This is a genomic window from Pseudoalteromonas sp., assembly GCF_036960685.1.
Taxonomy (GTDB): Bacteria; Pseudomonadota; Gammaproteobacteria; order Enterobacterales; family Alteromonadaceae; genus Pseudoalteromonas.
Genome location: NZ_JBALXK010000010.1, coordinates 18,710 through 40,145 on the forward strand (window position 1 = coordinate 18,710; position 21,436 = coordinate 40,145).

At 41.2% G+C, this 21,436-nt stretch carries 19 protein-coding genes; 6 read left to right on the forward strand and 13 right to left on the reverse strand.

Annotation, left to right across the window (positions count from 1 at the left end; translation table 11 throughout):
• Positions 1-66: 66 nt before the first annotated feature.
• The 5 genes from rplS to ffh form a co-directional block, all read right to left on the reverse strand.
• The gene (gene rplS, locus V7783_RS10150; protein ID WP_002962189.1) at positions 67-426 is read right to left on the reverse strand and encodes a 50S ribosomal protein L19; all 360 of its coding nucleotides are present in this window, start codon (positions 424-426) and stop codon (positions 67-69) included.
• A 33-nt stretch (positions 427-459) separates the two neighbouring features.
• The gene (gene trmD, locus V7783_RS10155) at positions 460-1,227 is read right to left on the reverse strand and encodes a tRNA (guanosine(37)-N1)-methyltransferase TrmD (protein ID WP_335678613.1); all 768 of its coding nucleotides are present in this window, start codon (positions 1,225-1,227) and stop codon (positions 460-462) included.
• Positions 1,227-1,763: a ribosome maturation factor RimM gene (rimM, locus tag V7783_RS10160; protein ID WP_192540390.1), complete on the reverse strand. Its 537-nt coding sequence runs from the start codon at positions 1,761-1,763 to the stop codon at positions 1,227-1,229. The genes trmD and rimM overlap by 1 nt, the downstream gene beginning before the upstream one ends.
• 17 nt (positions 1,764-1,780) lie before the next feature.
• Entirely contained in the window at positions 1,781-2,029 is a 249-nt protein-coding gene (rpsP, locus tag V7783_RS10165; protein WP_016708927.1) for a 30S ribosomal protein S16, read from the reverse strand.
• Between the two features lie 258 nt (positions 2,030-2,287).
• Complete coding sequence (ffh, locus tag V7783_RS10170; protein ID WP_335678614.1) at positions 2,288-3,667, reverse strand: signal recognition particle protein; 1,380 nt, start codon at positions 3,665-3,667, stop codon at positions 2,288-2,290.
• 271 nt (positions 3,668-3,938) lie between these two features.
• On the opposite strand from ffh, the gene V7783_RS10175 reads away from it, so the two are divergent.
• Together V7783_RS10175 and V7783_RS10180 are read left to right on the forward strand one after the other, a co-directional pair.
• Entirely contained in the window at positions 3,939-4,745 is an 807-nt protein-coding gene (locus V7783_RS10175) for a cytochrome C assembly family protein (RefSeq protein WP_064665859.1), read from the forward strand.
• 61 nt (positions 4,746-4,806) lie between these two features.
• Positions 4,807-6,075 carry an HlyC/CorC family transporter gene (locus tag V7783_RS10180; protein WP_157586670.1) on the forward strand — a complete coding sequence of 423 codons (1,269 nt, stop codon included), beginning with the start codon at positions 4,807-4,809 and terminating at the stop codon, positions 6,073-6,075.
• A 289-nt stretch (positions 6,076-6,364) separates the two neighbouring features.
• Here the strand turns inward: V7783_RS10180 and V7783_RS10185 are convergent, their stop codons facing one another.
• Together V7783_RS10185 and gshA are read right to left on the reverse strand one after the other, a co-directional pair.
• Complete coding sequence (locus V7783_RS10185; protein WP_192540395.1) at positions 6,365-6,973, reverse strand: transglycosylase SLT domain-containing protein; 609 nt, start codon at positions 6,971-6,973, stop codon at positions 6,365-6,367.
• Between the two features lie 125 nt (positions 6,974-7,098).
• Entirely contained in the window at positions 7,099-8,676 is a 1,578-nt protein-coding gene (gshA, locus tag V7783_RS10190) for a glutamate--cysteine ligase (RefSeq protein WP_064665856.1), read from the reverse strand.
• Positions 8,677-9,143: 467 nt separating this feature from the next.
• Between gshA and V7783_RS10195 the strand changes: the two genes are divergently transcribed.
• The gene (locus V7783_RS10195; RefSeq protein WP_064665855.1) at positions 9,144-10,691 is read left to right on the forward strand and encodes a methyl-accepting chemotaxis protein; all 1,548 of its coding nucleotides are present in this window, start codon (positions 9,144-9,146) and stop codon (positions 10,689-10,691) included.
• 67 nt (positions 10,692-10,758) lie between these two features.
• Here V7783_RS10195 and clpB read toward each other — a convergent pair whose 3' ends face one another.
• The 3 genes from clpB to rluD form a co-directional block, all read right to left on the reverse strand.
• Positions 10,759-13,335 (reverse strand): ATP-dependent chaperone ClpB, encoded by a 2,577-nt coding sequence (clpB, locus tag V7783_RS10200; RefSeq protein WP_335678615.1) that lies wholly within the window; start codon positions 13,333-13,335, stop codon positions 10,759-10,761.
• A 97-nt stretch (positions 13,336-13,432) separates the two neighbouring features.
• The gene (pgeF, locus tag V7783_RS10205) at positions 13,433-14,158 is read right to left on the reverse strand and encodes a peptidoglycan editing factor PgeF (protein WP_064665853.1); all 726 of its coding nucleotides are present in this window, start codon (positions 14,156-14,158) and stop codon (positions 13,433-13,435) included.
• 12 nt (positions 14,159-14,170) lie between these two features.
• Positions 14,171-15,148 carry a 23S rRNA pseudouridine(1911/1915/1917) synthase RluD gene (gene rluD / locus V7783_RS10210; RefSeq protein ID WP_064665852.1) on the reverse strand — a complete coding sequence of 326 codons (978 nt, stop codon included), beginning with the start codon at positions 15,146-15,148 and terminating at the stop codon, positions 14,171-14,173.
• Between the two features lie 141 nt (positions 15,149-15,289).
• Between rluD and V7783_RS10215 the strand changes: the two genes are divergently transcribed.
• Positions 15,290-16,051: an outer membrane protein assembly factor BamD gene (locus tag V7783_RS10215; protein WP_335678616.1), complete on the forward strand. Its 762-nt coding sequence runs from the start codon at positions 15,290-15,292 to the stop codon at positions 16,049-16,051.
• A gap of 77 nt (positions 16,052-16,128) precedes the next feature.
• On the opposite strand, the gene glnB is transcribed toward V7783_RS10215, so the two are convergent.
• On the reverse strand, positions 16,129-16,467 hold the full coding sequence (gene glnB, locus V7783_RS10220; protein WP_335678617.1) for a nitrogen regulatory protein P-II: 339 nt from the start codon (positions 16,465-16,467) through the stop codon (positions 16,129-16,131).
• Between the two features lie 192 nt (positions 16,468-16,659).
• On the opposite strand from glnB, the gene V7783_RS10225 reads away from it, so the two are divergent.
• Together V7783_RS10225 and V7783_RS10230 are read left to right on the forward strand one after the other, a co-directional pair.
• Entirely contained in the window at positions 16,660-17,205 is a 546-nt protein-coding gene (locus tag V7783_RS10225) for a GspH/FimT family pseudopilin (protein ID WP_335678618.1), read from the forward strand.
• A 73-nt stretch (positions 17,206-17,278) separates the two neighbouring features.
• Positions 17,279-17,812 carry a GspH/FimT family pseudopilin gene (locus tag V7783_RS10230; protein WP_182717090.1) on the forward strand — a complete coding sequence of 178 codons (534 nt, stop codon included), beginning with the start codon at positions 17,279-17,281 and terminating at the stop codon, positions 17,810-17,812.
• 22 nt (positions 17,813-17,834) lie between these two features.
• Here the strand turns inward: V7783_RS10230 and V7783_RS10235 are convergent, their stop codons facing one another.
• Together V7783_RS10235 and V7783_RS10240 are read right to left on the reverse strand one after the other, a co-directional pair.
• Entirely contained in the window at positions 17,835-18,260 is a 426-nt protein-coding gene (locus tag V7783_RS10235) for a type IV pilin protein (RefSeq protein ID WP_335678619.1), read from the reverse strand.
• Complete coding sequence (locus tag V7783_RS10240) at positions 18,247-21,426, reverse strand: pilus assembly protein (RefSeq protein WP_335678620.1); 3,180 nt, start codon at positions 21,424-21,426, stop codon at positions 18,247-18,249. The genes V7783_RS10235 and V7783_RS10240 overlap by 14 nt, the downstream gene beginning before the upstream one ends.
• Positions 21,427-21,436: the final 10 nt, after the last annotated feature.

Here is a 21,436-nt window from a genome sequence, read left to right on the forward strand (position 1 = left end):
AAAACCAAAACGGGTTGCAACCCGAAGGCTGCAACCCGTTTTTTTTGCGTTGCTAAACAGCGCGTATTAGTTAAGTTTTTCTCTAATACGTGCAGATTTACCAGAACGCTCACGTAGATAGTAAAGTTTCGCACGGCGAACTGCACCGCGACGCTTAACTGCTACGCTATCGATAAGAGGGCTGTGCGTTTGGAATACACGCTCAACACCTTCACCGTTCGAAATTTTACGAACTGTGAATGCTGAGTGAAGACCACGATTACGCTTAGCGATTACAACACCTTCAAAGGCCTGTAGACGCTCTTTAGCACCTTCTTTTACTTTTACCTGTACAACCACTGTATCACCAGGGCCAAATGCAGGTACGTCTGTTTTAAGCTGCTCATCTTCAAGCGCTTTAATAATATTTTGGTTTACTTTTGCCATTATGTTTCTCACTTTCCTAGGTGTAACTGTCTTCTAGCCACAAGCTTTTTGGTACTCTTGCTGAAATTTCGCGAGTAATACCGCTTGCTCCTCAGTCAGAGCTAGGTTATGCAACAAGTCAGGACGTCGTAACCAAGTTCTGCCTAATGACTGCATTTGCCGCCATTTTGCTATCTCTTGGTGGTTACCACTGAGTAATACAGCAGGCACCTGTTTGTCGTCCAATGTTTCTGGCCGTGTATAGTGAGGACAATCTAGCAAGCCATCCGAAAATGAATCTTGCTCCGCTGATTGATTGTGTCCTAACACGCCTGGCACTAATCGCGCTACTGCGTCAATTAGTGTCATGGCAGGTAGTTCACCACCACTCAAAATAAAATCACCAATTGACCATTCTTCGTCAACGTATGATTCTATTATTCTCTCGTCTATACCTTCATAGCGACCGGCAATCAAAATCAGTTTTTTAGAGCTGGCGAGTTCGCTTGCCCCTTGCTGATCTAATTTGCGCCCTTGCGGGGACATATAAATTACTTTTGCACCATCACCTGCCGCCTGTTTGGCGTCAAGAATGGCTTGTTTCAATGGTTCAACCATCATTAACATACCTGGACCGCCCCCGTAAGGACGATCATCCACGGTTCTATGCTTATCAGTAGCATAGTCACGTGGGTTCCAGCAGTTAAAATCGATTAAACCATTTTTTACTGCGCGACCAGTTACACCTTGCGTTGTAATTGCATCAAACATGTCCGGGAAAAGGCTAATCACCCCTACCCACAACGAACTCGTTTGACTCATTAAAAGCCAGGATCCCAGTCTACGGTAATTTCTCTCGCATCGTGTTTAACTTCTTTAATAACTGAATCAGTTAAAAATGGAATTAAACGCTCTGCTTGGCCAAATGCATCTTTATTATTTGCTTTCACAACTAATACGTCATTTGAGCCTGTCTCCATCAGGTCATCAACTATGCCTAAGTTATAACCTTTATCAGTTACAACCGACATACCAATGAGATCTCGCCAATAGAACTCGCCTTGCGGCAGTTCTGGTAATTGCGCTGCATCCACAGAAATTTCTGCATGGGTATAAGCCATTGCTTCGTCTCGGTCGTTTACTTGCGCAATTTTAGCGATAAAGCCTTTGTTGTGGCGACGCCAGTCGACCACTTCTAAGGTCTGCCATTTACCTTGTTGCCCTATCAACCACGGGCTGAAATCGAAGATCCCTTGGGGATCATCAGTAAATGAATGTACCTTAAGCCAGCCCTTTATACCATACGGGGCACCGAGCTTTCCTACGACAATTATTGATGAGGTGTTCTCTTGACTCATGGTTACACTTACGCCTATTAAGCCGCTTTACGAGCGTCTTTTACTAACTTACTTACGCGATCTGAAAGAGATGCGCCCTGACCTACCCAGTGTTCTACACGAGATAAATCTAAACGTACTTTTTCTTCTTGACCACTAGCAATTGGGTTAAAAAAGCCTACTTTCTCGATGAAGCGACCGTCACGCGAGAAACGGCTATCCGCAACCACAATTTGATAGAAAGGGCGTTTTTTAGCGCCACCACGTTGCAAACGAATAGTTACCATACCGTCCTCTAAATAGATTGACTGTTTTCATTAATAAGATTTACTCCCCAGTATGGGGAGCTGGGGAATTGTACGAGTTTTTAGCAACAATGCAAGTAAGAAGTGACTCGAAATGAGTGTTAAGTTGATTAAACTATGATCTACGCGTTAATTCAGACTATATCGCGCTTTCACTGCATAATTTATCCACAAAAAAAGAGGCTATTTACCTCTTTTTCATTAACTAAATGACGCTTTCATCGAATGTTAGCCAAAAACTTAGAATTTAGAGCCACCGCCACCCATCATTCCTGGCGGTAACATGCCTTTCATGCCACGCATCATTTTTTGCATACCGCCTTTGCCTTTCATTTTTTTCATCATCTTTTGCATTTGCGTAAACTGTTTTAGCAATTTATTGATCTCTTGTACTTGCGTACCAGAGCCTGCTGCAATACGTTTTTTACGCGAGCCTTTAATGATCTCTGGACGCGCACGTTCTTTTTTGGTCATTGAACTGATGATCGCTTCCATTTGAATAAAGGTTTTATCACCCATTTGCCCTTTTACTGCATCAGGCAAGTTGGCCATACCTGGAAGTTTATCAAGCATTGACATCATGCCACCCATGTTTTTCATTTGCTTTAGCTGCTCGGCAAAATCATCTAGGGTAAAGCCATCACCTTTAAATACTTTTTCAGCAACTTTTGCAGCTTGCTCTTTATCGACTTTCATTTCGACTTCTTCGATCAATGAAAGTACATCACCCATGCCAAGTATGCGCGATGCGATACGATCGGGGTGGAAAGGTTCTAACGCATCAGTGCGCTCACCCACACCCATAAACTTAATTGGCTTGCCGGTAATATGGCGAATAGATAAGGCAGCACCACCACGAGCATCACCATCTGTCTTGGTGAGGATCACACCTGTGAGCGGTAATGCTTCATCGAATGCTTTGGCTGTATTCGCCGCATCTTGACCTGTCATTGCATCAACGACAAATAAGGTTTCGATTGGGTTGATTGCATGATGCAGATTTTTTATTTCGTCCATCATGTCACTATCAACATGTAAACGACCTGCGGTATCAACTAATACAACGTCGATAAATTTCTTTTTGGCATGAGAAATAGCCGCTGTTGCAATATCAACAGGCTGTTGTGAAATATCACTTGGGAAAAACTCAACGCCAACTTCATCGGCCAGTGTTTCTAACTGTTTGATCGCTGCAGGGCGATAAACGTCGGCACTAACAACTAGTACTGATTTCTTTTTGCGCTCTTTTAAAAACTTAGCAAGCTTAGCTACACTGGTCGTTTTACCCGCGCCTTGCAGGCCCGCCATCATTACAACGGCTGGCGGTTGTGCATTTAAGCTCAGCTCTTCATTTGCTTCGCCCATGGCCTTTTCAAGTTCTTCGCGAACAATTTTTATGAATACTTGCCCTGGGCTTAGGCTTTTAGTGACTTCAATACCTACTGCGCGCTCTTTAACTTGTTTAACAAACTCGCGAACAACAGGCAAAGCAACGTCGGCTTCTAAAAAGGCCATACGCACTTCGCGTAGCGTGTCTTTTATATTGTCTTCTGTAAGGCGCCCACGGCCGCTAATATTTTTTAAGGTTTTACCTAATCGTTCTTGGAGGTTCTCAAACATGTAAAGGTTCCGATCAAACGTGATATACCAATTTTCCCATCAAGGTTATTACTGCAAGTTTACCACTTGGCGTAAATAGCGCGATTTCTAGAATCAGTATTATTAAAATTTTAATTAAAAACAGTATACCGTAAATGGTGGCGCACAATACAGTGTTCAAGTGCGCTGTTTGAGTTTCTTTTTACAAACTCTATGCAATTGCCTTGCTATAAAATACAATGTCCTTACTCTAACAAGGAATATTTGACTCAAATTGAGTGGCCCAAGCACTATGCTGATTATTAGTTTAACTATTATTGCCAGTTTATTTTATATCTTAGCAACGTCTCACGTGTTGTCTCGGTTATTTCACCAACAAGGGCCGAGCCAAAAGCTGACGATTATTCTCAGTACAGTGGCGATCTTAGCGCACATGTTATTATTGGTGAATTCAGTATTTCGCACCGATGGCCAAGATTTAAGTATTGTTAATGTGGCACTACTAACCTGCTGGGTAATTGTAGTGTCGGTCACTACTGTGTCATTAAAGTTTCCTGCAACCTTACTCCTGCCTGTGGTGTATGGCTTTGCAGCCTTACTTACTATAGCCAGCTTATTTATTCCACATCATATTTTATTGCAAAGTATTAATGTCGAAATCGGCTTAGTCACTCATATTTCACTTTCATTACTTGCCTACTGCGTATTAATTATTGCTACTTTATATGGCGTGCAATTTTACTTTATCGACAAACGTTTAAAGCGCAAAGATTTAGCCATAGTACACAGCCACCTGCCACCTTTAATGGTAGTTGAGCGTCAGCTTTATCACTTATTAACGTTAGGCACCGTGTTATTGACGATGGCGCTGTTATCTGGGTTTGTGTTCCTAGATGGCATGTTTGCAACAGAGTTTATTCATAAAACCGTTTTATCACTGATTGCTTGGGCCATGTTCGCAACTGTAACTGTAGGTCACTTAACGCAAGGCTGGCGTGGTAAACCCGTTGTACTGGCTATCATGGCTGCTGCTTTTGTTTTAACGTTGGCTTATTTTGGTAGCCGTTTTGTGCAAGAGGTGATCCTGAATAAGTTTTAACTTGACTCAGGCAGCTCACTCCCGCTTAATACACATTGGTTAAATAAAAAAGGATCCTTCTTTGGACAGCATCTCTACAAGTGTTTTGTTTATAATACTTGGAATACTTATACTTTGTTCTGCATATTTTTCTGGTTCTGAAACAGGCATTATGTCAATTAACAGAATCCGCTTACGTCACCTTGCTAAAGAAAACCATCGCGCAGCAAAGCGTGTCAACAAACTGTTGAGCCGCCCTGATAGACTGATAGGCCTTATCCTAATCGGTAATAACTTGGTAAACATTGCTGCCGCACAGGTTGCAACCATCATAGGTATTCGCTTATACGGTGATTTAGGTATCGCTATTGCTACCGGTGCATTGACCCTAGTAGTATTAATTTTTGCTGAAGTAACGCCAAAAACGTTAGCCGCCCTTTACCCTGAGCGAGTTGCCTTTCCAAGTTCGATAGTACTTAAAGGATTACTCAAAATTCTGTTTCCATTTGTCGTCATTGTAAACTGGATGACCAACGGGATATTACGGTTATTTGGTATTAGTGCTGCACAAATTGAAGAGCACAGCATGAGTAAAGAAGAATTAAAAACCGTGCTGAATGAATCTGGTGCACTGATCCCCGCTCGCCACCAAAGTATGTTGACCTCTATTTTAGATTTAGAACAAGTCACCGTCGAAGATATTATGATCCCACGTAATGAAATAGTGGCGATTGATATTAACGATGACTGGAAGCTGATCAGTAAGCAGTTAACTCACGCACAACATACACGTGTATTACTTTACCGTGATCAAATTGATGATGCGGTTGGTTTTATTCATTCGCGTGATGCGCTGCGGTTATTAACGAAAGAGCAGTTTGATAAGCCATCACTACTTCGCGCAGTGCGTGAGATTTATTTTATCCCTGAAGGCACGTCATTAAATACCCAGCTATTTAAATTTCAACAATCGAAAGAACGTATTGGTCTAGTAGTTGATGAATATGGTGATATTCAAGGGCTTGTAACCTTAGAAGATATCCTAGAGGAAGTGGTCGGTGACTTTACTACCACACAAACTCGTACGCCAAGCGAAGAAGTCGTTCCACAAGATGATGGTTCATTTTTAGTTGATGGCGGCGCGAACGTACGTGATCTGAATAAAGAAATGGATTGGGAATTCCCACTTGATGGGCCAAAAACATTAAGCGGTTTGATTGTCGAATACTTAGAAGATATTCCAGATGCGAATTTAAGTTTACGTATTGCAGGTTACCCTATAGAAGTAGTTGAAGTGAAAGAAAACATGATCAAACTAGTTCGTATCCAAGCCAATAAACGTAGAATATAAATCTTTAAGTAGAGTAGTACTTCACTACTCTACTACTACCCCTCATCATTTACTTTCTGCAATTGTCTGCTGCTATTACTCATTTAATCTTAAATATTAAGTTATTATATACCCTACTAACTTTATAGTTTATAAGAAAAGTTTTATTACTGAACTCAGTCGCCCCTATAAAAGAAAATATCACCACCCCATTTCCACAACGCGATATGCATATACATCAATTTCCTGGAAAATAAACCGAATACTAAAAAGCCCGCAATGCGGGCTGTTCAAATAATCAAAGTTCAGGTTAACTAAATAACCTTTCTAGCCAACTTTTATCTAGATCTGCTTCGCACTTTTTAAGTTGTGCACCATAGCGACTGGCGCGGTATTTAACTTTATTTGCCACCGCCATTAGCCATTGTTTCTTTTTATAGGTGCCACGTTTGTAGCCGCCCCAACCCTCATGATAATTAAGGTATTGCGCATAAGCATCCCACTTCGACACACCATTTACTTTATGGGTTTTATAGACAAACCACCCCATAAAGTCGATCGCATCATCAAAATCATCTCGATCTGCACCGCTGTTACCCGTCTCACGAATGTAATCAGCCCAAGTGGGAGTTTTCGCTTGTGAGTAACCATAGGCTGAACTTGCTCTGCCAGTGGGAATGATCCATAAAAAATATTCCATAGGTGGCGCAGCATCATGTCTAAAAGAACTTTCTTGGTACATCATGCTCATTAGTACATGTTTAGGCGATCCCCACTTTTCTTGAGCATCTCTTGCGTCATAATACCAATCATTTTTTTCTTCAAAAATCTTACATATATCATTAGGTTGCTTTGGAGGAGCAGTTGCGCAGCCTGTTAACGCAGCCCCCAGCGATAAAATAATTAAATTTTTTTTCATTTTTTTTGATTCTCGCTGAACTTTTTATAAAAGCGTAAGTCCTACTTTATGAATGCGCAGTTTAGCATTGTTTATCCCTGAAGAATCTTTACGCAGCCAACTTGGGCTGCGTTTTTTTTGCCTGTTTAGTTTGCGTTAAAATACGCATCTAAAAACGCATTAAATGTCACATTATCAGCTGCTTTCAAGGTTTGCTCAGCAACAAAGGATTGCTCGGCCTGCTGCTTTAAGTAACTATCTGAGTACACATGATAAGGTGTATCCACGTGACTTTGCTGATAGTTTCTTGCAAGTGCTAATGCAAAATGACCATTATCAAGACCCGACTCTTTAAGTTGCTTAACATACCGCCCAGAATACGTTAACTCAGGATCTGCAACCCATTGGCTTAATCGCGTGATGGTTTCACTGTAGTAACTCACCCCATACGCTTCATCCATATATGCTGCAACATGGTTTAACTGGCTAAAAATATCTGAGCCCCACGTAGCTAAGCTACATGCTTCTCCAGAACGATTTAACATCACCTGCACGGCACGGCCATCACTGACTACGGTATCTAAATTCTCAGTGCTGCGTTGTTGCGAATCCCAATCCATCGTTGGTGAGTCTTTTAATAAGCAATAAGTTAAAAACACATCTAAAAAGTGAATTTGCTCAATATCGATTCCTGTCGCTGTAAATGGGTTTACATCCAAAGCACGAATTTCGATGTACTCAATGCCCCCACGTAGTAATGCATCTGTTGGCGTTTCGCCACTGTTCGCATTACGTTTCGGGCGAATTGGCGAGTAAAATTCATTTTCAATCTGTAACACATTCTTATTCAGTTGCTTTGGCTGGGCATCTCTATAATCCGCAAGCTGACCATAAATATCAGACGGTGAATTGATTGCCGCTTTTAGCCCCGCAATGTACTCTTCTAATGAGTTATACATTACTTTTAATGAAGACTGGGCGCTATTAGTGTAGCCTAAATTACCTAAGCGTAACGCGGTGCCAGTTTCAAGATACAGTGTGCCTTTACCAAGTTTCTTAAAAGGAAGGTCGGTACTGCGGCCTTGTAAAAAAGAATTACATAATGCCGGTGAAGCGCCAAATAAATAGCTGATCAGCCACAGTTCACGCTTAAAGTTACGGATCAAACCTAAATAGCCTGACGAAATAAAATCTTGTAATGGCCCTGTATCGCCTTTAATCGTTTGTAGGCTTTGCCAAAAAGTAGTTGGAAATGAAATATTAAAATGCACGCCAGCGATTGCTTGCATCATACTACCATAACGGTTTTTAAGGCCTTCACGGTACAGTGTTTTCATACGACCAATATTAGAGTCGCCAAACTGAGCTAATGCGATGTCATCTTGATGCTCGATAAAACACGGCATACTAATAGGCCATAATAATTCATCACCCATTTGCGAAAGGGTGAACTTTTGCAAATCATGTAGCTGATTTAACGTTTCTTCAGCTGAGCCGCTAACAGGCGTAATAAACTCTAATAATGACTCTGAAAAATCAGTGGTGATATGCCCATTCGTTAATGCACAACCAACCCCTTTTGGATGCGGCTGTTGTGAAATCGTACCATTGGGTTGGATCCTTAACGCTTCCCTTTCAATACCACGTTGAATGCCTTTAATTGCGAATTTATGCTGTTCTGGGGCGAGCGCTGTTAACGCTTTAGTTAAATCATGTGTTGTCAAAAATGCTTCCTCGAGCCACGTGGCTTAATCCTAAGTCAATGGGGGCAAATTGATAATACTCAAGGTTTAATAATGGCATAACTGAAATTTCCACTATTTACCATGAAGGTCACCGTGTATTTATTAAGCACACTCGCTGCGGGCAGCTTAGTCCATACCCATATGTTTACTAATCTTGCCATTGTGAGCGCTAATATACAATTGCTTTAATTGCACTACAGTGATGCAATTTAATAGGATTCGCCTGCAGCCAACAATAATCAATTCATAGCACTAGACCGATGATAGCAATTTATATATTCAGTTATTAAAAGATTGTTCATTAGCATTTTTATATTTCTTTGTTTTAGATCATAAAAAAGTAAATTAACAATCGTTTTATAGCCGATAGCACTGAAGCTGCTATCTTTACATTGGTATGAACTTTATAATTATCACTAATAATAAAGCATGTTTAAGGACTACCTATGCGTCGGGGTCAGCAACTACTAAACGAAGAAGTTACTTTTTCACAGCAACAAGAACTTGTCTCTACCACGGACTTACGCGGTGTTATCACTTATGCAAATAAGGAATTTTGTACCATCGCAGGCTACAGTTTAGAAGAGCTGGTTGGCAAAAATCATAATATTGTCCGTCACCCTGATATGCCTAAAGCGGCATTTAAAGAATTGTGGGAAAAACTTAAACAAGGGCACTCGTGGCGCGGCATGGTTAAAAACCGTTGTAAAGATGGCCGTTACTATTGGGTTGATGCATTTGTTACGCCTATTTTTGAACATGGTCAACTGGTTGGCTATCAGTCCGTACGGACAAAACCCAGCGAACAACAAAAACGCCAAGCACAACAGCTATACGCTAAAATAAATGCAGGAAAATCCCTGTCATCTTGGCGTGAATGGGTGACGATACGCCAAACTCTGGCACTACTGATAGCTCTACTTGGTTTAGGACTGTTGGCCGCGTTTGTATCTGTTACTGCTGCACTGATCGCGGCGTTATTTTGCTTAGCTGTTGTTGCCTTAAATTACGACGAATTAATCGTAACGCCAAGTGCCTTAAAACAGCAAAAGTTACTCCATGATTCAGTGTCTCGCTATGTCTATGTTGGCCATCATCCGTTTAGCATCAGTGAATATAATATACAGATGCTGAACGCTAAATTACGGACAGTATTGGGGCGAGTAAAAGACACCACGAGCACTTTTACGGGTATAGCGGCTGATTTAGATGAACAATCCACCCTAACCGAACAAGGGATTGCATCACAAGGACAGCGTCTTAGCCAAATAGCCACTGCCATGTCACAAATGAGCGCAACTATCGGTGAGATATCGGGCAATACTCACGATACCGCTGGGAAAGTGAACCTTACTTATCAAAGTTGTACCGATATAAAACTTCACATTGCTGATAATAGCGCGATGGTCTCTGATCTTGCGCTGCAAGTTGAGCAAGCTGCAAGTACAGCTAACTCACTTGCCACCGAGGCTGATAAAATTGGCCAAGTAATGACTGAAATTGAAGGTATAGCTGAACAAACCAATTTGCTGGCTTTAAATGCCGCGATTGAAGCCGCGCGAGCAGGAGAACACGGTCGTGGTTTTGCCGTGGTTGCTGATGAAGTACGTGCATTATCATCTCGGACACAGCGTGCTACTGCACAAATCCATAGTTCTATTAAAGAAATTCAAGATACCCTGTTTAGCTGGTCTACGGTGATGAAAAACACTAAAGCGCAAGCCGACGAGTGTGTAAATACCACAGGTCATACGCAAACTGAACTGGATAGTATTTTCGCGCAAATCAGTGAAATATCGCAACTTGCCACACAAATATCTTCGGCTGCAGAGCAGCAGCAAGCGGTCAGCCTTGATATTAGCGATAACATTACGCAAATAAAAAGTTACAGTGATGAAAACTTAACATTGAGTTTTAATGTCGCTAGTGGCGCTGCACAACTAGTTGAAGGCTCTCGAAAAGTAAACGATATCCTGCTTACTTTTAAAGTGTAACGACTTTAGCCCATAAAAAAACCGCTAAGTTATGAACACTAGCGGTTTTTTTATAGGCATAAATTGATTAGCGACAGCTAAATATTAAGCCACTTTCATCAGCATCGATGACTATCATGTCACCACTTTGATATTCACCAGCGAGTAACTTCTGCGATAATGGGTTTTCAATGGTATGTTGAATAGCCCGTTTGAGTGGTCGTGCACCATAAACCGGGTCAAAACCACTGGCTGCAATTCGATCAAGAGCTGCATCACTTATTTGTAACAAGTAACCCATTGCTGTTAAACGCTCACGTAACTTGCTTAACTGAATATCTGCAATCTCTTTGATATGTTCATTAGCAAGTGGGTGGAATACTACGGTTTCATCAATACGGTTAATAAATTCAGGTCTAAACTCATTAACCAAAACGCCCATCACTTTTTCTTTCAACGCTGCGTAATCGTTATTACCTGTTTGCTCTTGAATAATATCCGAGCCTAAATTTGAGGTCATAATGATCACCGTATTTTTAAAATCAACGGTGCGACCTTGGCCATCGGTTAAGCGGCCATCATCCAATACTTGCAGTAGAATATTAAACACATCAGGGTGCGCTTTTTCAATTTCATCAAGTAAAATGACTGAATAAGGACGACGACGTACGGCTTCGGTTAAATAGCCACCTTCTTCGTAGCCAACATAGCCCGGCGGTGCGCCGACTAAGCGCGCAACTGAGTGTTTCTCCATAAACTCAGACATATCAATGCGCACCATCGCGCTTTCAGTGTCAAACATATAGCCCGCGAGCGCTTTCGTCAGCTCAGTTTTACCCACCCCAGTTGGGCCTAAGAATAAAAACGAGCCAATTGGACGGTTAGGATCTGCAAGTCCTGCGCGCGAGCGACGGATCGCATTGGCCACTGCCACTACAGCTTCGTCTTGACCAATGACTTTATGATGTAGTTGTTCTTCCATTTGCAGCAGTTTTTCTCGCTCACCTTGCAGCATTTTCGACACCGGAATACCGGTCCAACGAGAAAGTATCTCGGCGATTTCGTCTTCACCGACTTGGTTTTTCAATAAACTCATTTCTTGCATTTCGGCTTGTGAGGCCAAATCAAGTTTACGCTCCAAATCAGGAATACGACCATATTGCAATTCTGACATCCGCTGTAAGTCAGTGGCACGACGGGCAACATCTAAATCTAAGCGCGCTTGCTCAAGCTCCGCTTTGATCACTTGCGTGCCTTGTAAAGATGCTTTTTCAGCAGTCCATACTTCATCAAGCTCACGATATTGTGCTTCAAGTTCAGTGATCAGCTCTTGCATTTCGCTGCGGCGCTTTTGACTAGCGTCATCTTTTTCTTTAGCTAGCGCATTATCTTCAAGTTTTAGCTGAATAATACGGCGCTCTAATTTATCTAGCGACTCTGGCTTTGAATCAATTTGCAGGCGAATAGACGAGCCCGCTTCATCAATTAGATCAATTGCTTTATCTGGCAGCTGCCGGTCGCTAATATAACGGTGTGACAAGTGCGCAGCTGCTACAATTGCCGGATCGGTAATTTCAACACTGTGATGTAGCTCATAACGCTCTTTTAAGCCACGTAAAATAGCAATGGTGTCTTCAACCGACGGCTCTTCCACCAGCACCTTTTGGAAACGACGCTCTAGAGCGGCATCTTTTTCGATGTATTTACGGTACTCATCTAAGGTAGTTGCGCCGACACAATGCAGCTCACCACGTGCTAATGCGGGTTTGAGCATATTGCCCGCATCCATCGCACCATCGCTCTTACCAGCGCCAACCATAGTATGAATTTCATCAATAAATAAAATCACTTGGCCTTCTTCTTTGGCCAGCTCATTGAGCACCGATTTTAACCGCTCTTCAAACTCACCACGGTATTTAGCACCGGCTACCAAGGCACCTAAATCAAGCGATAACACACGTTTGTTTTTCAAGCCTTCAGGCACTTCACCATTAATAATTCGCTGCGCGAGCCCTTCTGCAATCGCGGTTTTACCCACACCAGGTTCGCCAATTAATACTGGGTTATTTTTGGTGCGTCGCTGCAGAACTTGAATTGTACGGCGAATTTCGTCATCACGACCGATAACTGGATCAAGTTTGCCTTGCTCTGCACGTTCCGTTAAATCGATGGTGAATTTTTTTAGTGCTTGACGAGTATCCTCCGCATTTGGGTCATCCACCTTTTGACCACCACGAATGGCTTTGATAGCGGCTTCTATTTTTGTGCTGGTCATATTTAGCGCGCGAAAAATATCACCTAGCGGGCCTTTATCTTCACAGGCAGCTAATACAAACAGTTCGCTGGAGATATATTTATCTTTACGTTTTTGTGCGTATTTATCGCATAAGTTGATCAGTGAAACCATATTGTTTGACAACTGCACGTCGCCACCAACACCTTCCACTTTAAATAGCTTTTCTATCTCTTGCGATAACTTGGTATTGAGTTCATCGGCACTTACACTGGCTTGAGCCAATAACGCACGCACACTTGAGCCACTTTGTTGCAAGAGTGAATACATTAAATGTACCGGTTCAATAAATTGATGATCACGACCAAGCGCTAATGACTGTGCATCAGAGAGCGCAGATTGAAATTTACTGGTAAATCGATCTAAACGCATAAGGGGTTACCTATTAAAAAAACTAATTACTTAATTAATGGGTATGCTCGGCACTTTGATCAAGGCTTAGGAGAAAATATACTCACTGAATAGACTATTACTTGCGCCAGATCAAAGAAGCCATACGCCCTGTTTGACCATCGCGACGATATGAAAAGAATTGTTCACTATTGCTAACTGTACAGTACTCACCACCACTAATATTTCTTATTCCTAGGTTAATAAGCTCTGTGGTTGCAAGCAGATAAATATCTGCTAAATATTTACCATCCGCTTGTGCCACAAATGCAGTGTGATGAGTTGCTGATTGCTCACAGAAAAGTGCTTTTACTTCACTGCCGACCTCAAACTTTGCAGCACCTATGGCAGGACCTAACCACGCTCTGATCTGTGCTGGAGGGCAGCTAAAGTGACGCAAAGTATTGGCGATAATACCCGCATGCAAACCGCGCCAGCCACCATGAATAGCAGCCACCTCTTCACCACTTTCACTGGTAAGCAAAATCGGCAGGCAATCTGCTGTCATAATTGCCAGCGGTTGATTTTTTAATCGGGTATATAGTGCATCCGCATCATAATTAGCATGTGGGTCAAAATACTCATCCACAACAACAACTTCACTACTATGGACTTGATTAAGCCACACAGGTGCTTGAGGAAGCTGAGCAGCTAAAAGCGCGCGATTCGTTAATACCGCGTGCTGATCATCGCCCACATGTAGGCCTAAGTTTAAACTCGCAAAAGGCGCATCAGATACACCGCCCTGACGAGTTGTACTGAGAGCCCCAACATTGGGTGGCGCTGTCCAATTAGGATAAAGCATTATTAAAGCAGCTTAAAAATCGATATTTGGGTTAGCTTTAGTATCTTCACGCAGTACATGCGTCATGGCAACCATATCATCTGGAATTGGCGCTTGCCATGTCATCATTTCACCCGTAATTGGGTGAGCTATACTTAGCTTTACTGCGTGCAATGCTTGACGATTAAATTCACGTAACATTTGGAACAATTCAGGTGTTGCACCTTTTGGTGGACGTGGACGACCGCCATAGGCTTTATCACCAATCAATGGGTGATTGATAAATGCCATATGCACACGAATTTGGTGAGTTCGGCCAGTTTCTAAACGAAGACGTAATCGCGTATGCGCACGGAATTTTTCAGCGACACGGTAATGCGTAATCGCGGGTTTACCCTGCTCATGCACAGCCATGTGTGTTCGCTGCGTAGGATGGCGGCCAATTGGTTTTTCAACCATGCCACCCGCTGTCATTGTGCCATTACAAATTGCTTCATATTCACGCGTGAAGTTTTCACGCTTTTGTAATGCTTTAACTAAATGTGTTTGCGCCTGAATTGTTTTAGCTACCACCATCAAACCGGTAGTATCTTTATCTAGACGATGCACAATCCCTGCGCGCGGTACATTAATGATATCTGGATAATGATGCAACAATGCATTGAGCACTGTGCCATCAGGATTACCTGCACCTGGGTGTACAACTAACCCCATAGGTTTGTTAATAACCAAAATATCATCATCTTCATAAACGATGTTTAATTTGATATCTTGTGCTAGGTATTCACGTGGTGCTTCAATACTTGTTTCAACATTTACAACTTCACCACCAAAGAGTTTTTCTCTTGGCGTGTTGAAAATTTCACCATCTACGGTGATTTTATCATCCAAAATCCACGTTTTTATACGTGAACGCGAATAATCCGGGAACAATTGTGCTAATACTTGGTCTAGACGTTTACCGCCTAACTCAGTTGGCACATCGGCTTGAAGAGAAATTTGCTCTGTCATTAGTAACTTTACCCAATTTACCAGTGCAAGCTGTGCTCGACTGGGTTAGAATCGCTTTTAATAAAAGCATTATATAATAAGCATAGTTTACTCGGTTTTACCCACTTGGCCTAGCCGAAGACATCGAAGGTAACAAATAAAATGATAAATAGAATAGGGAAACGTGCATTTGCCATTGTTTTTACAGTTTCATTACTTGGTTTAGGTGCATGTTCGTCAGCGCCAGATGAAGAAGATATCCAACGCGTTCCTAATAAATCTGCGCAAGCATTGTATGACGATGCTAAACAAACGCTTGATTCAGGCTTATATGCGCGAGCAATTGAGCTTTTAAGTGCAATAGATTCACGCTACCCATTTGGCCCTATGTCAAAACAAGTACAAATGGACTTGGTTTACGCACATTACCAAGCAGGTAATACTGAGCAAGCATTAGCAACTATTGATCGTTTTATACGCTTAAATCCAAATCACAAAGATTTAGACTATATGTACTACATGCGTGGTTTAGTAAATATTAAAGCCGATGAAAATGCATTTCAGGAATATTTTGGTGTTGACCGCGCCGACCGCGATGCAAATCGTACGCGTGTTGCCTTTACTGATTTATCAACCTTAGTAAATCGCTTTCCTGACAGTGGCTATGCCCCTGAAGCAAAAAGACGCTTAGTTTGGTTGCTCAATAAAATGGCTCGTTACGAATTAAAAGTAGCTGATTATTACTATGAGCGTGAAGCTTATTTAGCTGCAGCAAATCGCGGTAAGTACGTTGTTGAACATTATTCGCAAAGTAGTTATTTAGATGCAGCACTCGAAATGATGGAAAAAAGCTATACTAAGCTTGGGCTACCTGAATTGAGTGAACACGCTAAAATGACGCGTGAGCTAAATAAACAGAAGTAAATTTCAAATATAAAAAAAGGCGCTGCTTATAAGTAGCGCCTTTTTTATATACCTGACTTTTTAATTTCAGATAAAAATTAAATTGCTTCTTCGTCCTCTTCCGCAGTACGAATACGCACAACGCGCTCAACGTCAGTGACAAAAATCTTACCATCGCCAATTTTGCCAGTTTGTGCTGTTTTAACAATCACTTCAATAGCACGATCAACATCTTCGTCGCTAAGAACGATATCTAGTTTCACTTTTGGTAAAAAATCAACCATGTATTCAGCACCACGGTATAACTCTGTATGGCCTTTTTGACGGCCAAACCCTTTCACTTCACTGACGGTCATCCCAGTGATACCAACTTCTGATAACGCTTCACGAACATCATCAAGTTTAAATGGTTTAATTATTGCTTCTATTTTTTTCATTAATTGTTGCTACTTTTAAATTCTGTTTGAGTCGATTTTAGACAATCCTGCAGTTCATAGCAAACAAAGCAATTGAATTACGGTGATTTAATCAACAACAATGGTATGATTATTAAAAACCTAGCAACTATAGTTAAAATATAAGTCGTTAGCATCACGTTTGAGTGAGTCCCTGAGTATTTAGAGGTAGATATGAAAAAAATACAACGTGGTTTTACGCTATTAGAGCTAATGGTCACCATTGCAATAGTCGGTATTGTGGCTACGATAGCTTTATGGGATAGCAGTGATATGCTAGAGAATAACCGCGCTGAAAACTATTTACTTGAGTTAAAGCGAAACATCAACTTTGCCCGTGCAAAAGCAACCAGCACAGATTCACTCATCGTGGTATGTAGTGGCGAAACTTCTAGAGTTGAAAATGACCAAAGAGTGACATGTTTAAATGATTGGAGTGAAGGCTCTATCATCGTCTTTTATGATAATAATGGTAATGGCATTCATAACCCGCGTATAGGGGACAAAATACTCAGGGTGATGTCTGAAATACCCGATAATAGTCAATTTACGTTTACCGGTGATAATTCATTAATATTTGATGCCAGCGGCCGTGTCACCACAAACCCCGGCATTTTTACCTACTGCCCTAATAAAGATAATAAAAACAATAAAGCAATGGAAGTAAGTGTCTCTGGCACAGCTTTATACTATGGAGATACTAAAAACACTTGCGATTAAATGCCAATCAACCTTGCATCTAATTTAGGGTCAACTAATCTTAAGTAATTAGCTATTACTGAGTGCTTCATGGATGAACAGCATACAAAGCGCAGTTATCTTAAAGGGAACAACGTTAGTTGAAACTATGGTGGCATTGAGCATTATGTCTGTGATGTGTCATTTTATTTTATTTAATTATCAGCCTTTACTAATAAACAACCGCTTAGATAATCACATCGCTAAAGTAAACCGAGCTATTAACTTGTCCCGTTTAAATGCAATATCTTATAGTGCCAATGTGACGCTTTGTGCGCTGAAAAACAATCAATGTTATAACGATAATTGGCACAAGCAACTAACCGTATTTACTGATACAAATGAGTTAGGTGTATTTGATGGTAACGATCAAACTTTATTTTATATCGAGCCTACGCACCCACAAGACATGTTGACCTACCCACGACCTTTTATCACTTTTCGTTATGATGGAACCCCAATGGGGCTTCATAACGGTACCTTTACTTACTGCCCTGCCTATAAAGAAGCAAGCTTTGCAGGGCTGGCAATATCAATTAGTTACACAGGAAGAACAAAAGTTAAAAGTACTTCTAAGTGCCAGGAGTAGCTATTTTATATTTAACTTAGGATTATTTCCCCCAGCACATTGCAGAATTCGCTTTCGGCGTTGCAGTTTTTAACCCTGCATCATCGATTGTAAACGTCTTACAATCTTCATCCTGCAGTGGCGGCCCCGCAACTGGTGTTGCAGTGAAACTAAACGTTCCTGCATCATTATCAACGTCAGCCTTAATTGTGTAAAAACCGTGCTCTGTTGGTGTTACAACGCCGATGTTATCTAAATTAGTCGTATATTGACGATTATCTACAAAAAACTGTTCTTGTCTATTCGCGGCATCAAGAAGCGATGTTATCGCTTCTGTACGCGCAGTACGTTTAACATGCTCAAAGTAGCTTGGTAACGCAATTGACGCAATAATTCCTAATATTGCGACGGTGATCATCAGCTCAATTAACGTAAATCCTAGTTGTTTTAGTTGTTTAATTGTTGTCATTTACTTCTCGCTTATAAATAAAGGTTTGTTGTGTTTTAAAACCAAAACCAATTGGCACAGCATCATTAACTAACTTGATATTGCCATCTTTATCAAATGAAATACCAGGCCCAAGAATCTCTTTTGGGATGAATGGGTTCTGTGCACTAAGATCATTACTATCTGTGGCTTTTATCCCTGGCCCTATCATTAAAAACTGACTGATAGTCTCTACATCGCTACCATCATCGCAAGTACCATTGCTATTACTATCAACACAACTATCAGCACTACCAAAATAAAGTTGCGGCGTATCTGGTACATCATTGCTGGTCACAAAACTTAGTTGATCGTATACTTTTGTGCCATAGTGTAAATGGAACGCATATAAAGAGCCTGACCCACCAGTTAGTGAGCACTGATTTACAGTTTCAGTAGCTGATGCTGGTGTATAGCTTGTGAAATAAGCGACGCCTCCAACAACAGTGGCCGCTGCAAGCGATTTTTCACCGTTGGCTGGTAAGTCGTAATACCAACCACTCTCACGGCTTAATTCAATTTCTTTTTTAGTAAACTCATCAATATCATCCAGCGCATTACCAAAAGGATCCTCATTTACATTCATTAAATCATCCACTGTAATAGTTGCAGGTATATCAGTGCCTTTAAATGACTTAGTTAAGGTATTTGTATCTCGCACCATATACAATTGATCAAGTGTTGTTGTGCCTACTGGGTTTGAACGGTTTCCGCTACCAAGTAACACTGCATCAAAAGGGGTATCTTTTCGTGTAACAATATTTGTCCCATTAACCCGTGTATTCGTCACTTTACTATACATAGTACGAGCAACCATTGGTTTATAGAAGAAGCGTCTATCTAACGCGTTAGTTAAACCACTTAACTTAGCCAATTCAAAATGAGTCCAATCACTTTTTGTATCGCTTGGCATATCGACACGCCAAACACTGCCACCTGTATCTGCCGCATAAATACGATCAACATAGCCATCATAATCAGAATCAAGGGTAGTGACAGTTGCTGCAATACTATTTTTACCTTTAAAACCTTTTGTTGGCGTTAATTCCCACAATAAATTACCATTCGATGCGTTAACGATATAAATACCACGACCCTTGCTATCTTCACCAAGTATGACTGTATCTTTATTAGTGTCATAGCCTGCACCAAATATAAGTACAGGATCATTACCAAAAGCTTTCACAAAAGAGACTGTTGGTGCCGACCATGTTTGCGCTAATTCCTTAAAATCACCACTTCCACCTTGAATTATCCACTTTAAGCTCGGTGCATTAGGGTTAGTAATGTCTAAGCCATAATAGTTATTACCACCTCGACGCATCCCAAAGAATGCCCATACGCGATCACTGCCATTGACAACACCATCACGATTCGCGTCATCAAAATAAATTGTGATTGGACCATCAATACCATACTTTTTAGTATCGGCTTGATTTTTACGAATTGGGTCAATAATTTTATAAACACTACTAGGTATAAATGCCCAACTTTCACTTACGGTACTGCCTGCATCTTTAAACATGTGTAAGAAGCCAGCATTTGTACCTATTAAAATACGCACATCATCGTTACCGTAATCGATTGTGACAGGCTTTGAGTGCAATGGATCACCAAAAATATCTACCCGCTGATCACTTGATGAAGAGTCATTGTCTTCATTATCAACATCAATACCACGAGCCCAATCAATGGTGCTTTGAAGCTCATTTTGACTCACCCCAAATGCACTTGCCGCATTGGCATCACTGCCGTAAGCTGCTGACACCTTTGCTTTAGTGAATTCAACAAGACCACCGGTTCCTGCATCAGTAAGTAGCTTTCGACCACTGTTTGCAGTGGTTGAGAGCATTAAATTTACGCCGCCATTTTCTACCGAGTTACCGTCTGGGCTAGCCGTTGTTGGTAACCAAAATGTACGTGCATCTTTATCTATTAGCCCATCTGAATTCAACGCTTGCTTATCTGCTGAATCCACAATTTGTGTGCCAGAAACTTTAAGCTTTTTTAGATTTCCGCGCCAACGCGCTCCACCATCCGGATAAAACATCGCGTAATAAATAGAGTCACGACTTCGAGTTTGATCAACGTTATTACTGGCAACTGATGGAGAAGTAAACGTATCGTTCACTTCCCTAATACGTGTGATGGTATTTTTTAATGCTTCCGAGAGCTGCTCAGCAGTATCAGCATGCAGATATTGCCCACCACCATATGTCGCAGCTTGAGCCAATAGGTTCTTTCCTGAATCACTCATTCCTGTACCAAAGCCAATTGGGAAAATTCGGCCAAATTCACGTATTTCGGTCGTTTTAGTGTATAAGTCAACTTCAATATCTTTTGTACCGCTAATCACTTTTGCTAGTACAGTTAAGTAACTGTTGCTGACCACTGGGGGATCGTCTTTAAAGTACTCGTTGTGTAAATTTTTAATGCTGGTATTGCGGTTAGTGTCATTACTTGGATCACCATCAGTCATCAAAATAATATTGACACTGTTATCACAACGTAATGGCTCTCCGCTTATAGGAGCAAAAAGTGATTTATACACTCCATTGCTATCAGCGCTTTTATCACGGCTGTTAATATTTCTAGCGTAATCAACATTCTTTCCTGAAATATATAAATACGCTTCCCACAGCGTTTCAGTGAGAGGAGTTGAACCACTGGCAGGTAGTGCCGCTATTTCATCAAGCAGAGTTTTTTTGGTTGAGCCAACCTTGGCTAAAATATACCCACCATCACTGCCATTAAAACGCATTAAACCAAATTCAATATCATCATTGTCGCTAACTAATTGAGTAATCGCATTTCTAGCAACATTTAAACGGCTATCTTGGCAATTAGCAACATATCCAACACCTGGTCTCCAACGGTAGCATTGTTTAGTTAAACTATAATTAGGTTTACTTTCAAAACAGTCAGCTTCGTAAGCGTAGCCTCTGTTATCAGCCTGGTAACACTGCCCACCATCGGTCACATCCCACGCCATGCTTCCAGAGGTATCAAAAACGAATAAAACGCGAGGTTTTTCTTCAATTTCAACATTATGATTTACATATAGCTCGATATCTTCAGCATGGATATAGTTACTTCCAGATGCAGAAATAACGAGCAACAGTTTAATCAATAAGTATTTAATTTTCATAATGTATCTC

Coding starts and splice junctions, on each gene's coding strand:
- V7783_RS10225 (WP_335678618.1), top strand. CDS start 16,660: ATGAAAAAAATACAACGTGGTTTTACGCTATTAGAGCTAATGGTCACC.
- V7783_RS10175 (WP_064665859.1), top strand. CDS start 3,939: ATGCTGATTATTAGTTTAACTATTATTGCCAGTTTATTTTATATCTTA.
- rluD (WP_064665852.1), bottom strand. CDS start 15,148: ATGACAGAGCAAATTTCTCTTCAAGCCGATGTGCCAACTGAGTTAGGC.
- clpB (WP_335678615.1), bottom strand. CDS start 13,335: ATGCGTTTAGATCGATTTACCAGTAAATTTCAATCTGCGCTCTCTGAT.
- pgeF (WP_064665853.1), bottom strand. CDS start 14,158: ATGCTTTATCCTAATTGGACAGCGCCACCCAATGTTGGGGCTCTCAGT.
- V7783_RS10230 (WP_182717090.1), top strand. CDS start 17,279: ATGAACAGCATACAAAGCGCAGTTATCTTAAAGGGAACAACGTTAGTT.
- ffh (WP_335678614.1), bottom strand. CDS start 3,667: ATGTTTGAGAACCTCCAAGAACGATTAGGTAAAACCTTAAAAAATATT.
- V7783_RS10235 (WP_335678619.1), bottom strand. CDS start 18,260: ATGACAACAATTAAACAACTAAAACAACTAGGATTTACGTTAATTGAG.
- rimM (WP_192540390.1), bottom strand. CDS start 1,763: ATGAGTCAAGAGAACACCTCATCAATAATTGTCGTAGGAAAGCTCGGT.
- trmD (WP_335678613.1), bottom strand. CDS start 1,227: ATGAGTCAAACGAGTTCGTTGTGGGTAGGGGTGATTAGCCTTTTCCCG.
- V7783_RS10185 (WP_192540395.1), bottom strand. CDS start 6,973: ATGAAAAAAAATTTAATTATTTTATCGCTGGGGGCTGCGTTAACAGGC.
- glnB (WP_335678617.1), bottom strand. CDS start 16,467: ATGAAAAAAATAGAAGCAATAATTAAACCATTTAAACTTGATGATGTT.
- rpsP (WP_016708927.1), bottom strand. CDS start 2,029: ATGGTAACTATTCGTTTGCAACGTGGTGGCGCTAAAAAACGCCCTTTC.
- V7783_RS10240 (WP_335678620.1), bottom strand. CDS start 21,426: ATGAAAATTAAATACTTATTGATTAAACTGTTGCTCGTTATTTCTGCA.
- rplS (WP_002962189.1), bottom strand. CDS start 426: ATGGCAAAAGTAAACCAAAATATTATTAAAGCGCTTGAAGATGAGCAG.
- V7783_RS10215 (WP_335678616.1), top strand. CDS start 15,290: ATGATAAATAGAATAGGGAAACGTGCATTTGCCATTGTTTTTACAGTT.
- V7783_RS10195 (WP_064665855.1), top strand. CDS start 9,144: ATGCGTCGGGGTCAGCAACTACTAAACGAAGAAGTTACTTTTTCACAG.